The sequence below is a fragment of the Rhizobium sp. P28RR-XV genome (assembly GCF_012641385.1).
GTDB lineage: Bacteria > Pseudomonadota > Alphaproteobacteria > Rhizobiales > Rhizobiaceae > Rhizobium.
In genome coordinates this window covers 44,561-56,980 of the sequence record NZ_JABAIG010000008.1, presented here as the reverse complement: position 1 = coordinate 56,980, position 12,420 = coordinate 44,561, and the positions used below count along the sequence as shown (strand labels likewise).

Sequence of the window (12,420 nt, the reverse complement as noted above, 5' to 3'; positions counted from 1 at the left end):
TCATGCGCCTGCTGCTCATCAATCCGAATACGACCGTTTCCATGACGGAGAAGGCGGCGATCGCCGCGCGCGCCGTGGCAAGCGCCGGCACGGAAATCATCGCCGCCACCTCACAGATGGGGCCGGCTTCGATCGAAGGCTATTACGACGGAGCGCTAGCCGTACCTGGCATGCTGCGCGAATTGAGGGAGAGGCAGGCAGTGGGCTATGATGCGGCGATCATCTGCTGTTTCGACGACACCGGCCTGGAAGCAGCCCGCATGTTTTGTGACGTTCCCGTTGTCGGGCTCTGTGAATCCGCTGTTGCCACGGCTGGTTTTCTGGCGCAGCGCTTCAGCGTGGTGACGACACTCGAGCGTTCGCGCATCCTCATCGACAATCTCGTCCAGCGCTACGGCATGGGCGGGCGGGCGAAGGTTCGAGCGTCGGACATTCCCGTTCTCGAGCTCGAAGACCCGTCTTCCGGCGCGATCGGAAAGTTGCGGGCGGAAATCGAGCGCACGCTTGCGGAGGATGGAGCCGAGGCGATCGTACTCGGCTGTGCCGGCATGGCGGATCTCGCACGAGAACTGCAATCGATCTATGGCGTCCCGGTCGTGGATGGCGTCGCCGCAGCGGTCAAGCAGGCCGAGGCGCTGGTGTCGCTCGGGCTATCCACCAGCAAACGCAGTTCCTATGCCTCGCCGTTGCCCAAGCCGTTTTCGGGCGCAATGCAGGATTTTGCGCCCATGCCGATGCCAGCTTAACTTTATCGCGATCCCATATTGCAGCCTCGGCAGATCGCTTCGCCCCGCGGATGGCATATCTCGCGTGTCGAGCCTATAATGCCGCGATGAAGAACGAGAGTCGTGGATTTGGCACAAAGAGCTGGCAAGGCTGACCTTCCCCTGCATGGCGGCCGTGTGCCGCGCTGGCTTGGAGACCGGATGACGCGCCTGGGCGCCGTCATCACCGAGGCGATCGTGCAGCATTATGGGCGGGACGAGCTGTTTCGTCGTCTCGCCAATCCCTTCTGGTTCCAGTCCTTCGGCGCCGTCATGGGCATGGATTGGCACTCCTCCGGAATCACGACAAGCGTTCTTGGCGCCTTGAAACGCGGCCTGACGCCGCTTTCCGGCGAACTCGGCATTCATGTCTGCGGTGGCCGTGGCGCGCAATCGCGCAAGACGCCGGGCGAGCTGGTTGATATCGGCGATCGCGTCGGTATTGACGGTGCGTCCCTTGCCACCAAGAGCCGGCTGATCGCGAAGGTGGATAGTGCAGCCGTGCAGGATGGCTTCGATCTCTACTTGCATGGCTTCATTGTCGCGGATGACGGCAAGTGGGTCGTCATCCAGCAAGGCATGAATGGCGAACGGCGGCAGGCGCGGCGCTATCACTGGTTATCCGAAGGCCTCACGAGCTTTCTGGATTCGCCGCATGCGGCCATCGAAGGGCGCGAACAGGGCGAGATCATCAATCTCGCCGATCGACGCGCGGAGCGCTCCCGCAGCGAACAGCTCGATTTGCTTGCCTCGATCGGCCCCGATGGAATTATCCGTGAATTCAATGCACTGGAGAGGAAAGCTAAAGCAAACAATAAAGTTGAGCTTCAGCCGACATTGCCCTATCTCATCATGCCGGCACATCATGATGTGCGCGAGGAAGATGTGAACATGCGGCGTTTGCATGGAAACCTTGCCGCCGCGGCCGACCGTGGCCCGGTCGATTTCCAGGAATTGCTGCTGACGTCCGGCGTCGGCGCCAGAACGGTCAAGGCTTTGGCGATGGTCGCCGAAGTCGTGCATGGCGCACCCTGCCGTTTTTCCGACCCGGCGCGCTTTTCGCTCGCGCATGGCGGCAAGGACCGGCATCCTTTTCCGGTGCCGCTGAAAGTCTATGACGAGACGATAAGCGTGATGAAATCAGCTGTCAGGAAAGGCCGCCTCGGTCGCGACGAGGAATTGTCGGCTCTCAAGCGCCTGGATGATCAGTCGAGAATGCTGGAGCGCTATGTCACCGGCCCCGATCTAAAGGAGATCGTTGCCGGCGAGTTCGACCGCGCTTTTTCCTATGGCGGCCGCAGCGTTTTCGGCTGGGAACCGCCCTCCGATTCCGATGGTGATCACATCGAATCCGACCGCTTACGCTCCCGGAAAAGCTAACCAAAATTGTCGGCCTATGGCAGCGTATAACCGATGACATAGTCGCCCGGCTTCGTGCCCACGGAACCGTGACCGCCGGCAACGATGACGACATATTGCTTATTGTCGCTTGCCGTATAGGTCATCGGCGTTGCCTGGCCGCCCGCCGGCAGACGCGCTTGCCAGAGCTGCCTGCCTGTTGTGACATCGTAGGCTCGCAGATAATCGTCTACCGCGGCGGCGAGGAAGGCGACGCCACCCTTGGTCATCATCGGGCCGCCGATGCCGGGAACGCCGACCTTGAAGGGCAGCGGCAAGGGCGTCATGTCGTGCACGGTGCCGTTTTTATGCTTATAGGCGATCTTGCCGGTCTTCAGGTCGACACCGGCGACATAGCCCCAGGGTGGCGCCTGACAGGGTATGCCGAGCGGGCTGACAAACGGACCCATATAGACGCCATAGGGCGAACCCTCGTTGCGATTCAGGCCCTGCTCACTGCCCTTGTCGCCTGCGCCCTTCGGCGGGATCTCGGCGCGAGGCACCAGCCGTGATGTGAAGGCCAGGTATGTCGGCATGCCGAACATGATCTGCCGTTCCGGATCGACGGCCACACTGCCCCAATTAAAGGTCCCGAAATTGCCGGGGAAGATGATGGATCCACGCAGCGACGGCGGCGTGTAGCGGCCTTCATATTGATGCTGATGGAAGGAGATGCGGCAGGCGAGCTGGTCAAACAGCGAGATGCCCCACATATCCTTTTCCTTGAGCGGCGGCGGCGAGAAAGTCAGGTCCGAGATCGGTTGCGTCGGTGAGGCATGATCCTCGGGAATGGTGCCGCCCGGTGCCGGAATCTCCTTGAAGGGAATGATCGGTGCGCCTGTGCGGCGATCGAGCACATAGACGTCGCCCTGCTTGGTCGAGGCGACCAGTGCGGGAACGACGCTGCCATCGGCCTTGGTCAGGTCGAGGAGCACGGGCTGGGCCGGCACGTCCATGTCCCAAAGGTCATGATGGACGAATTGCTGCACCCATTTGAGCTGGCCGGAATTGATATCGAGTGCCACCACCGAGGAGGAAAAGCGTTCGACGTTTTCGCTGCGTCCCATGCCGAGCTGGTCGGGCGTCTGATTGCCGAGCGGGACGTAGATCATCCCGAGCGCCTCATCGGCGCTGGAAACCGACCAGCTGTTCGGCGAGTTCGTGGTGTAGGTCTGTCCCGTGGGTATGGGAGCCGTATGGTCCGGATTGCCAGAGTCCCAGTTCCATAGCAACGTGCCGGTCCGGGCATCGAAGGCGCGAATGACGCCGGATTGCTCCTCGGTCGAGTAATTGTCGTTGACCGCACCGCCGATGATGATCTTGTCGGCGACGATGACGGGAGGCGACGTCGAATAATAATAGCCGGCGGGATTGTATTTCATGCCGGCCTCGAGATGCAGCGTGCCCTGATTGGCAAAGCCCGGGCACACCTTGCCGCTGGCTGCGTCGAGCGCGATCAACCGGGCATCCGAGGTCGGCAGATAGACACGGTCGGCGCAAGCCGCTCCGGCTGCGGCGGCCGTGTCGTGATAGTAGGAGACGCCACGGCAGGTCTGATGCTGTCGGTTGGGGTTCATGCCGGCATTGGCGTCGTAACGCCATTTTTCCTTGCCGTCCTTCGCGTCGAGCGCAATCGCCAGGCTGTGAGGCGTGCAGATGAAAAGCGTGTCGTCCACCTTCAGCGGCGTCACCTGATAGGTGGTCTCGCCGATATCGTCGGGGCGCTTCACATCGCCGGTCTGGTAACGCCAGGCCTCCTTGAGATTGGCGACGTTCTGCGGATTGATCTGATCAAGCGGCGAATAGCGCTGGCCGAAGGAGGTTCTGCCATATTGGTGCCATTCGCCGTCAGGCACATCGCCGCCCATCGGGGCATTCGAAACAACGGTCGTCGGCAATTCGCCGGCTAGATCGTGAGGATCGGTCGTCATCGAATAGACAGCAACGACGATGGCGATGACGAGAGAAATGGCAAGCGGCCAGGGATTGGCTCCGTAGTGAACCCCGTCGAGGCTGCGGAAGCCGAGGGGGCGCCGGATCCAGGGCGTCAGCAACCATAGGCCGATCAGAATGATGAGGCCGCCGCGCGGACCGAGCTGCCACCAGTCGAAACCGACCTCCCATATCGCCCAGGCAAGGGCTGCAACCACGAAAATCGCATAGAGCCAAAGAGCGGCGGCCTTGCGCATGGCAAGCAGGATGGCGGTCAGGAGAAAGGCGAGGCCAGCTAGAAGATAAAAGAAACTTCCGCCGAGCAGTACGAGCCAAAGTCCGCCGCTGCCAAGCGCCAGGCCGATGAGTGCGAGAATGATCGAAGTGATGATGGCCATGATCCGTTCCAGTCTATCCGCCGATTGGACAGTGATTGATCGAAGGCATGCAAAAGACACTCGGGCTCCAAACGGAGTCCGAGGCCGATCTTAAGTCGAAATCGATGTCGGTTGTTTCGCTGGCAGCATCCAGTGCCGTTTCCAAAGTGATTTGGATCGATGCATCAAGCTCCCCAATCCATCAGAGATTGAATGCCAGGATTGCAAGAATGTTCCAATCCGGCCGGCCATTCAAGTTCGATACCGCGTCGTCCGAATTGATTAACGGACGTAGTTAATTTTTTAACAATTATGCGGATACTAATGGAACAAACATTGGAATCAAGGGTTTCCGTGCCGAGCCGGAGGACTAAAGATGAATTTGAAGATCGTTACCGCCCAGTCGGAAGTCGAGACCGCCGACACCGGAACCTATCCGGATGGCATGATGGAGCGCATTCTGGTTGAGTTCTCCGTAAGCTCCGAGCAGCAGCATCGCAAGTCTCATGAGCGGGACTACGGTGCCCGCAAGGCTTTGCGGCCAATCCCGGCCGGACTTGCCTGATATCCCATTGGGACATGCGACCTCGCCACATGCGGGGTTGGCGGCGTCGGTCGCCTGATCAGATGTAAAGCGGCGCCATTCTGCGCCATGCGCCGGCTCGATGAGCGCGTCCATTCCATACATGCAGTCGATGATTGATCTGTTTGTCCGCCAGCAGGCGGCTCAGATGGCGGTTGTTGTCGATGAAGGGATCAGCATCTCCGATCGTCATGACGATCTCGATCTGGCGCAGCTTCTCCAATCGCCAATCGCAGGCTAGCCCCGGCAGAAAGTGTGTCGGCATGTGAAAGTAGATTTCGTCGTCATAGTAACCGTCGAACAAATCGGCGAAGGATTCGACGGTTATCGTCAGGTCGTAGCGGCCGGAAAAGGCCACCAGTTTGCGGAAAAGGTGAGGGTGACGGAAGACCAGGCTGGCGGCCTGGAAGGCGCCGAGGCTGCAGCCATGGACGATGGTACACTCATGCGCGTTCTTCTGCGTCATCAGCGGCAGGACTTCGTTCAGGATATAGTCCTCGAACGCGTTATGCCTGCGAATGCGCTCGGCCGGGTGGCGATGAGCACCGTAGAAGGTTTCGCTGGCCAGCCCTTCGATGCAATAGAGCTGAAGGTGCCCGGCATTGAGCTTGTCGGCGAGGCTGGCAACGATGCCGATCTGCTCATATTCCCAGAAACGACCGTCGCGCGTGGGGAACACCAAAACCTTGGCGCCGGCATGGCCGAACACCAGCAGCTCCATGTCTCGATCCAGCCGCGGGCTGTACCAGCGCAGATATTCGCGGTTCATAGCACCTTGAAAAATCGCCCGACCTTGTCTCGCAGAATCGCGTTCTGCTCCTCGCTGCCAGCATAATCGAAGTGGCCGGCATCCAGAATGAAGATTTCGTTAAACTTCTGTAGCGCATTTGCGACGGAGAACTGGCAGGGCGGCGCAACGGCGGGATCGAAGAGGGCAGGCGCGACGAGCATCGGAACGGTGATCCGGCTTGCGGCGATCGCTGCATCGAAGAAGCGCAGGGTTTCCAGAACGCTGCCATGTTGCTTCTGATAGGCCTGAACGGATTGCGCGCTGCCCACGGTCGGCAAGGTCAGCCATAGCGGACGATGGCCGAAGGTCGGGACGACGAGGTGGCCACGTCTGATCCTTGCATCGAACGGAATTGCCAGTGCCCCGATGCCGCCACCGAAACTGATGCCGCTATAGCCGATATGGCCTGCAAGCCACGGGTAAAGAGTTTCCAAGGTCGAAACGGCAAGCCAGATGTCTTCGACGCAGCCGCCGATGACGTAGGTGTCGCGATGTTCGATGCCATGCAGAACATGCCTCGACGCATCCGAGGGAATCGGCGGCCGGGCGCTTAGAGAAAGCCCGCGACTGCAGGGAAACAAAACAGCGGTCTCTTCGAGCGGCAGATCGAACTCGGGCTGGTCCCTGCCTCCATATCCATGTCCGACGACTAGGCCGCGTCGTACCTGACTATTGCGAGGAAGGAGCAACCAACCGTTGATCTGAAACGACCCTGTCGACATATAGCTGATATCGAAAACATGCCAGTTGTCGTGACGCAACCTGCTGTGGCGAAACTTCGGTTGCGGGTCGACGGCAATGGCGGCTTTGTAGCGCTTCTGCCAAAAATCGTCGAAGCCGGGCGGGGCTTCCGGTATCTCGATAGCCTGCAACTGGCTTAGCTGCAGGCCATAGGTCGGATCGAAGTCGAAGGGATGGGCTGTCGGTACACTCATGGCAAATGTGTCGCGTGAAAGGGTCGGCAACGCAAGGACGAACATTGCATGCCCCTCGTGCTTGCCTCCCAGATCGCTCCTATATATCTGCGGGTCTATCGTGTCGGGCGATCGATGCGATAGAGCACATGCGGCCGCAGGACATGGCCAGACGGCACGGTGATGTCGTCGAAATCACCGCCTTCAACATGGATCATCCCGATCTTTTCCATCGCCCGGCGCGACGGATGGTTGATGAACGAGGTGTAGCCGATCACGCTTCGGCCTGGAGCCGCCAGGCGAACTCCAGGCAGCGGCAGCCGACTTCCGGCGCATAGCCTTGCCGCCAGTAAGCACGTCCGAGAATCCAGCCGATCTCCAACGGGAAATTGCCTGGACCTCCGATCCGGGACGTGAAGACCGGCGCCGCCGATCAGCGCGCCATCGGCTTTCCGTTCGACGGCCAGGAAGCCGAAGCCTTCCCGGCCAGTTGCTTGGCTGCTTCATCGATCAGCTCGTCCGTTTCCTCGGCCGCGAGCAAGCTCGGGTAGTAATATTGCCGAACCTCCGCATCCGCATTGATGGCGGCAAATGGAGCACGATCGCTGTTCAGCCAGGGCCGGAGAGTGAGCGGGGAGGTTTCGAGGGTAAGCAACCTGCTCCTTGCTGCGAGTTGATTGGCCGGATGATGCGCATGCCTGCGCATGCGCGATGACCGCAAATCGGTAGCTTCTCCATCCGTGAATTGGACGGGAAAGTCCATCATCTCCGGGCAATGTTTGTTCTTGGCAGCTTCGCCACACGCAACGAAAAGATGACGCAGATAGCCTAGGTTTCCTGCGAACTTCGGTCGCCTCCCTGCCGTCCTTGGCGTATAGTGCGCCAATGTTCAGGATCCTAACGATACTTGCGGGAATTTCGGTTGCAGGCTCCGGATTGGCGGGGCAAAATCAGATCGCCTACAAAATCCAGGATTGCTCGAACGCGGTGGACGAAGTCCTGTCGAAGACGAAGGGACGCCTGCTGTCCGTCAAGCCGCGCGACAATCGCTGTATTGTGAGCGTGATCGTTCCGCACGATGATCAACGACCCGAAAAGGTCGTGGTTCGCATCGATTACGCCGATGTCGACGATAGCCAAGACAATGGCGAATAGCAGCAAGCGGTAAAAGGGACCGCGAGAAACATGGGCGAAGTCATCCAGTTCCGGCCCACGAGCAAACATGGCAAGCATCTTGATGCGCAAGCCCGCCTGGAAAGGGAGCTGTTGCTTCCCTTCGCGAGCGTGGAACCAGCCGCGAAAAGGCGCTCTGGCATAAATCCCGAAGCATCACCCGGTGCAGCGTCGAAGATGAGTTTTCCGCTGAACGGCATCGTCATCGTCCTGGGTTCGATCCTGGTCTATGCGCTGGTGATATCGCATGTGGTCGGCCAGCCGCACTACTCCGCCCGCGCCAATTTTATGCCCGCGGCTTTCGTTCAGAACTAGATCTGCCGTAGCGGCTGCTTGGCAAGGCGAAGCGGAGACATGTGGCGAAAACGCCGGTTGATTGGCTCGCCGCCGGCAATTCGCGTCAATAGGTGAGCGTGACCACCACCGTATCCGTATAGACTCCCGGAGATGGCGTCGTCTGTGGCGGTACGCGGCCGTAAACCGTCAGGGGCTGAGCGGCACCTGTTCCGCTTCCAGCGACGGTGCTTCCCGGCGTATTGGCATCGCCCCAGGGCTGCAGCCTACCCGTATCCTTGTAGAGGCCGTAAGTCACAGTCTCGGCCCCTTTTGCCATCTTGCGCGCCGTCGGTGCGGCATTCGCCGTGCCGCCATTCAGGGAGATCGTATAGTTCGTGCCCGGCGTGCAGGTCGCAGTCACAGAACCTGTGGCGTCGACATTGGTTCGCAGCACGCCCTGCGTGCCGAAGTCGATATTCTGGACGCTGACCAGGCAGTTGCCGGCGACGCTCGCATTGACGCTGAACGACGCCGTTCCCACCGTTCCCGAGGGCGATGCGCAGTTGGTGGCGCTGCTGTAGCTGTAATAGAACGAGGTGTCGGGGGAGGTGAAGCTCGATGTATAAGCGCCAGGCGCCGCCGTCGGCGGGCTTCCCAGCGCCGAGCCATAGACCGTCATGCTGCCGGTTGCGCCGACCAATGACCCATTCAACAGGGCCATTGTCAGCGCGTAGGCCGGTGCCCGTGACGGATAGGACCAGTTGCTCGATCCCCAGATCACGCTCCGGCCGGAATCGGAGTAGAGCTGATAGTTCAAAGAACTTGCTCCGTTCACCATCTGGCGGGCTGCCGACGAGGATGCTCCACCACTGCCGGCGCCGATATTGGGGCAAATCAAGAGTCGCTTGCCCAGGTCCAGGACTCCCCCGGAACAACTTACATTTATTGTGGATGTTGAATTGACCGGAGTGCCCGACAAGGTATCGACCGCGCCAAAGTTCATATCGGTTGCGGTGAAGCTGCAGCTCTGTGCGGCGCATAGCGAAGGTAGCAGCAAGACGAGCAGAAGGGCAATCGATCGCAGCATCCTAAAAACACCTGACATCATCGATCGTCACCTGCGCGCCTCGTTGCTGCTTGTAGGCGAATTCGGCATGGCACCTCGTTCCATCTTCCAGCGAGACGTCGATCGAGTTGCGCGCATGCAGTCCGCGAATATAGGCCTGGCCGTCATAGCCGACGACAAACGCCTCATCCGATCCCTGTAATGTGCCGCTCAACCCCGCCCGCAGGGGCACGCCGTTCTTGTCGTTGATGGTCACAAGTGCCGCCTGCGGCGCTTCCGCCACGCCGAATTTGACGACGACACCGCTGCGATCCGCCGGGACGACAATTTCCCGGGTTGCCGGCACATCGGCATCGACGGGAAGATTCTTGGGATCGATGGAAACGGTATTGGGTTCGTAGGAATTGAGGTTCGGCACCAGAATCCGCCCACTCTGGCCGGTCTTGCCGATCGGCCTGTTCTGCTGCTGGACTTCGACGTCCGGGGCGCCGACGTCGACGATGCCGAAGGCATCGTCGATCCGGTTGGTGGCAAAGACGCCGCCGCCGGCGACGGCGATGGCACCGTCCATGCGCGCGACCGCCCGTGCCTGATTGTTTTGCTGCTGAACGCCGGCTTCGAACTCAGCGAATGACGCTCTATAGCCGATCGCAGCCTCCCGGTTGGCATCCTCGCCCTCGGACGTACGCAGCCGCCAGCCGACGCTGCCATCCTCCTGCCGCAGCGGCTTGGAAACGTCGGCAACCACATCCAGCCCGTTCGGCCCGCTTTGAATGCCCGCATTCGCTGTGACGCTGTCGCTCAAGGGAATGGAAAGGCCGGCGAAGACGCCGAAATTGCTTCGTTCATCGAGGTCGGTAAAGGCCGTGGCGTAGAGCGTCGCGCGCTTGAACGTCTGGCTATACGAAAGCCCGGCGATGCGGCTCTTGCTTCCGTCCGAATTTTCAAGCCTGGTGTAGGAAAGATTGAGGCTGGAAAGATCCAGCGGCGCCGGTACGCTGAGGGTGACCTGATCGATGGCGCGCGGTACGCCGGCGCTGAATATGGTGAATTCGCCCGCCGTGCCCGCCGTCGGTCTGGCGGAAACGGATGCTATGTCGTCGTAATCGTCGAAGGCGCGCTGCATGCGCGCATAGAGCGCCCACCTGTCGTAGCTCAGCTCAAACGAGGCATTCACAAGCGTCCCGGTGCGGGAGCCGCTTTTACTCCCCGCACCGGCAACCGATGCCACACCCCAGGCGCCGAGAGGGAAGGCGGCCCCGACACCGCCATTCAATAGATCCGTTCCACCTTCGAAATGCCCTTCCAGCGTCAGCCAATCGGTCAATCCATAGCGAGCCGTGGCGACGCCCATGATCCGGCCGTCGTAATCGTCGGACTCGGTGCCGAAGTTTCGTCGCGGGACACCGAGTTCGGTCGAAAAATCCAGAAGACCACGGCGCAGAAGCCAATTGGACGCATAGAAGGGCAAGGTCTGCGTCGTCTCCCGCCCCAGGCTGTCGCGCAACACCACGGTCGCTTGCCCGCCGCCGGAAAAGACGGGAAGATTGGTCACCTCGAACGGACCTGCAGGGACATCACCCGAATAGGTGCGCACGTTTTGCGTGTAGATATCGAGTGTCGAAGGGACGGCGGCGCTGCCGGCAAACGCAGGCAAGGGTTCGGTCACCAGGTCGGAACGCAGCGCGAAATTGCGCTGGAATTGGATGCCGCCGAAATAGACCGGCCGGGTCCAGGAAAGGCCGCCCGTCGTTATGTCGCCGGCGCGATAGGTAAGAAGCCTTTTCGGGTCAGAGTAGCTCCACGTCGTGTTGAGGCGGGTTATGCCATCGAGGCTGCCGTCGGAGTAGCCGGCCAGGAAGGATTGGCTGAGCGATCCGTAGGGACTGAAGAGACGGGCATCGAACGAACCGGATATGCCTTGGAACAGGCTTGAACCGCCTTCAAAGAGGCTGTTGGAGCTCGCATAGAGGGAATAGTTGAGGACGGCGCCGTAGCCTGCCTGGGGTGCTGGGATCGTGCTTTCCTGTTGCCGTTTGACGTCGATGACATGCGGGGCACGGCCCTTGTCGGTCGTCTGGACATAGAGCCGCTGGGTCTCTTCGTCGATCTGATATGACAGGCCGGGCAGAGCGCCGAGTTCGACCGGCGTGTCGTCGGCAACATCAGCCGGAGGCTTTATGCCGACCTCGCGCAATTCCTCAGCAGCGGCCGCAATCGAGCCATTCGGGCGTTGTTTGAAATTACCGATCATCTTCATCGACGTATTGTTGATGAATACTTCCAGGTAGATGTCGCGGCTGCCGGCCGGCTCGTTTGCGGACGCGGCCACCGCCGGCAGATTGGGCACTTCTTGAGCACGCAGCACCGAAACTGAAAGACAGATGTATAAGAGAGCGGCACCGGCGCTACCGTTGATTAACGGCGACTTTTGCATCGAACGGCCCAAGATCGCTCTGGCCATGCAGCGTTACCGTGCTCCCGGAAAGGGACTTCGCAGCCCCGATCGGCCATTGCATCGTCGCACCGCCGAGCACGTATCCGACCAGCCCATTGCGGCCGCTGATCTTCGTCCCTCCTTGCGCCAGGGTGAGGTTCGACAACCGGAAGCGGCTGCCGCCATTGTTCCTGCCGACCAGAAAGAGGCCGCTGCCTTGACGGGCGACGCTCCAGGAGACATCGGGCGCCTTCGCATCGGCTTGTTTGAAAAAGACGGGAATGGATTGACGCATGATGAGCGTGACCGTGCCGGCCCGTGTCCGCGACGCGTCCGGCAATTCGTCGACGATGACGCGATAGGTCTCTTCCGCTCTGACTGGCGCCTTGCTCGTTCGGATCACTCGGACGACATACTGACCGTTCGGGTTCATCCTTGTCGAAGGAGGGCTGGCGACAACATCCCTCGTCGGTTCCAGGCGCTCTATCCCGTCCGCCTGGCTCCATTTGAAAACGCGTATCTGCACATTGATGGGATGGTCCCCGTCATTGCCGAGGTTCAAAACAGTCGCGCTGGCCGGCGCGACGAGTTCGAGACTGGTGGGTGCTACGCGCAGGGACGCCGCGTTGATGCCGTGAGCACTGAGGCAAAAAAGCGTAGACGCGGCAATGCATGGCAACATGCGTTGCATGGCATCCTCCTCAATTGAC

General features: G+C 60.3%; 14 protein-coding genes. 5 read left to right on the top strand and 9 right to left on the bottom strand.

The window, feature by feature from the left end:
* The first annotated feature begins 2 nt into the window (after nucleotides 1-2).
* Nucleotides 3-746 carry an aspartate/glutamate racemase family protein gene (locus HGP12_RS17870; RefSeq protein ID WP_168879533.1) on the top strand — a complete coding sequence of 248 codons (744 nt, stop codon included), beginning with the start codon at nucleotides 3-5 and terminating at the stop codon, nucleotides 744-746.
* Between the two features lie 108 nt (nucleotides 747-854).
* Nucleotides 855-2,144, top strand: a complete 1,290-nt coding sequence (locus HGP12_RS17865) for a DUF763 domain-containing protein (protein ID WP_168879532.1) — start codon at nucleotides 855-857, stop codon at nucleotides 2,142-2,144.
* Nucleotides 2,145-2,158: 14 nt separating this feature from the next.
* On the opposite strand, the gene HGP12_RS17860 is transcribed toward HGP12_RS17865, so the two are convergent.
* Complete coding sequence (locus tag HGP12_RS17860) at nucleotides 2,159-4,495, bottom strand: glucose/quinate/shikimate family membrane-bound PQQ-dependent dehydrogenase (RefSeq protein WP_168879612.1); 2,337 nt, start codon at nucleotides 4,493-4,495, stop codon at nucleotides 2,159-2,161.
* A gap of 352 nt (nucleotides 4,496-4,847) precedes the next feature.
* Between HGP12_RS17860 and HGP12_RS17855 the strand changes: the two genes are divergently transcribed.
* Nucleotides 4,848-5,036 (top strand): hypothetical protein, encoded by a 189-nt coding sequence (locus tag HGP12_RS17855; protein ID WP_168879531.1) that lies wholly within the window; start codon nucleotides 4,848-4,850, stop codon nucleotides 5,034-5,036.
* Between the two features lie 58 nt (nucleotides 5,037-5,094).
* Here HGP12_RS17855 and HGP12_RS17850 read toward each other — a convergent pair whose 3' ends face one another.
* The 5 genes from HGP12_RS17850 to HGP12_RS34155 form a co-directional block, all read right to left on the bottom strand.
* Nucleotides 5,095-5,823 carry an esterase family protein gene (locus HGP12_RS17850; RefSeq protein ID WP_168879530.1) on the bottom strand — a complete coding sequence of 243 codons (729 nt, stop codon included), beginning with the start codon at nucleotides 5,821-5,823 and terminating at the stop codon, nucleotides 5,095-5,097.
* On the bottom strand, nucleotides 5,820-6,779 hold the full coding sequence (locus tag HGP12_RS17845) for an acetylxylan esterase (RefSeq protein ID WP_168879611.1): 960 nt from the start codon (nucleotides 6,777-6,779) through the stop codon (nucleotides 5,820-5,822). The genes HGP12_RS17850 and HGP12_RS17845 overlap by 4 nt, the downstream gene beginning before the upstream one ends.
* 95 nt (nucleotides 6,780-6,874) lie before the next feature.
* Complete coding sequence (locus HGP12_RS34165; protein ID WP_246703466.1) at nucleotides 6,875-7,036, bottom strand: hypothetical protein; 162 nt, start codon at nucleotides 7,034-7,036, stop codon at nucleotides 6,875-6,877.
* Nucleotides 7,033-7,140: a GNAT family N-acetyltransferase gene (locus tag HGP12_RS34160; RefSeq protein WP_246703465.1), complete on the bottom strand. Its 108-nt coding sequence runs from the start codon at nucleotides 7,138-7,140 to the stop codon at nucleotides 7,033-7,035. The genes HGP12_RS34165 and HGP12_RS34160 overlap by 4 nt, the downstream gene beginning before the upstream one ends.
* A 51-nt stretch (nucleotides 7,141-7,191) precedes the next feature.
* Nucleotides 7,192-7,413: a GNAT family N-acetyltransferase gene (locus tag HGP12_RS34155; RefSeq protein ID WP_246703464.1), complete on the bottom strand. Its 222-nt coding sequence runs from the start codon at nucleotides 7,411-7,413 to the stop codon at nucleotides 7,192-7,194.
* A 281-nt stretch (nucleotides 7,414-7,694) separates the two neighbouring features.
* On the opposite strand from HGP12_RS34155, the gene HGP12_RS17835 reads away from it, so the two are divergent.
* Both HGP12_RS17835 and HGP12_RS17830 read left to right on the top strand, forming a co-directional pair.
* Nucleotides 7,695-7,913 (top strand): hypothetical protein, encoded by a 219-nt coding sequence (locus HGP12_RS17835; RefSeq protein WP_168879529.1) that lies wholly within the window; start codon nucleotides 7,695-7,697, stop codon nucleotides 7,911-7,913.
* Between the two features lie 30 nt (nucleotides 7,914-7,943).
* Entirely contained in the window at nucleotides 7,944-8,246 is a 303-nt protein-coding gene (locus HGP12_RS17830; protein ID WP_168879528.1) for a hypothetical protein, read from the top strand.
* An 85-nt stretch (nucleotides 8,247-8,331) separates the two neighbouring features.
* On the opposite strand, the gene HGP12_RS17825 is transcribed toward HGP12_RS17830, so the two are convergent.
* Genes HGP12_RS17825 through HGP12_RS17815 form a run of 3 tightly spaced genes read right to left on the bottom strand, consistent with a single transcriptional unit; the run spans nucleotide 8,332 to nucleotide 12,401 of the window.
* Nucleotides 8,332-9,294 carry a spore coat protein U domain-containing protein gene (locus HGP12_RS17825; protein ID WP_168840143.1) on the bottom strand — a complete coding sequence of 321 codons (963 nt, stop codon included), beginning with the start codon at nucleotides 9,292-9,294 and terminating at the stop codon, nucleotides 8,332-8,334.
* A gap of 1 nt (nucleotide 9,295) precedes the next feature.
* Complete coding sequence (locus HGP12_RS17820; protein ID WP_168879527.1) at nucleotides 9,296-11,710, bottom strand: fimbria/pilus outer membrane usher protein; 2,415 nt, start codon at nucleotides 11,708-11,710, stop codon at nucleotides 9,296-9,298.
* On the bottom strand, nucleotides 11,682-12,401 hold the full coding sequence (locus HGP12_RS17815) for a molecular chaperone (RefSeq protein WP_168840141.1): 720 nt from the start codon (nucleotides 12,399-12,401) through the stop codon (nucleotides 11,682-11,684). Before HGP12_RS17815 ends, HGP12_RS17820 begins: the two co-directional genes overlap by 29 nt.
* Between the last annotated feature and the right edge of the window lie 19 nt (nucleotides 12,402-12,420).

Excerpts from the sequence above, each read along its gene's own strand:
- HGP12_RS17870 (WP_168879533.1), top strand. The coding sequence starts at position 3 with ATGCGCCTGCTGCTCATCAATCCGAATACGACCGTTTCCATGACGGAG.
- HGP12_RS17855 (WP_168879531.1), top strand. The coding sequence starts at position 4,848 with ATGAATTTGAAGATCGTTACCGCCCAGTCGGAAGTCGAGACCGCCGAC.
- HGP12_RS17850 (WP_168879530.1), bottom strand. The coding sequence starts at position 5,823 with ATGAACCGCGAATATCTGCGCTGGTACAGCCCGCGGCTGGATCGAGAC.
- HGP12_RS17845 (WP_168879611.1), bottom strand. The coding sequence starts at position 6,779 with ATGAGTGTACCGACAGCCCATCCCTTCGACTTCGATCCGACCTATGGC.
- HGP12_RS17830 (WP_168879528.1), top strand. The coding sequence starts at position 7,944 with ATGGGCGAAGTCATCCAGTTCCGGCCCACGAGCAAACATGGCAAGCAT.
- HGP12_RS17825 (WP_168840143.1), bottom strand. The coding sequence starts at position 9,294 with ATGCTGCGATCGATTGCCCTTCTGCTCGTCTTGCTGCTACCTTCGCTA.
- HGP12_RS17820 (WP_168879527.1), bottom strand. The coding sequence starts at position 11,710 with ATGCAAAAGTCGCCGTTAATCAACGGTAGCGCCGGTGCCGCTCTCTTA.
- HGP12_RS17815 (WP_168840141.1), bottom strand. The coding sequence starts at position 12,401 with ATGCAACGCATGTTGCCATGCATTGCCGCGTCTACGCTTTTTTGCCTC.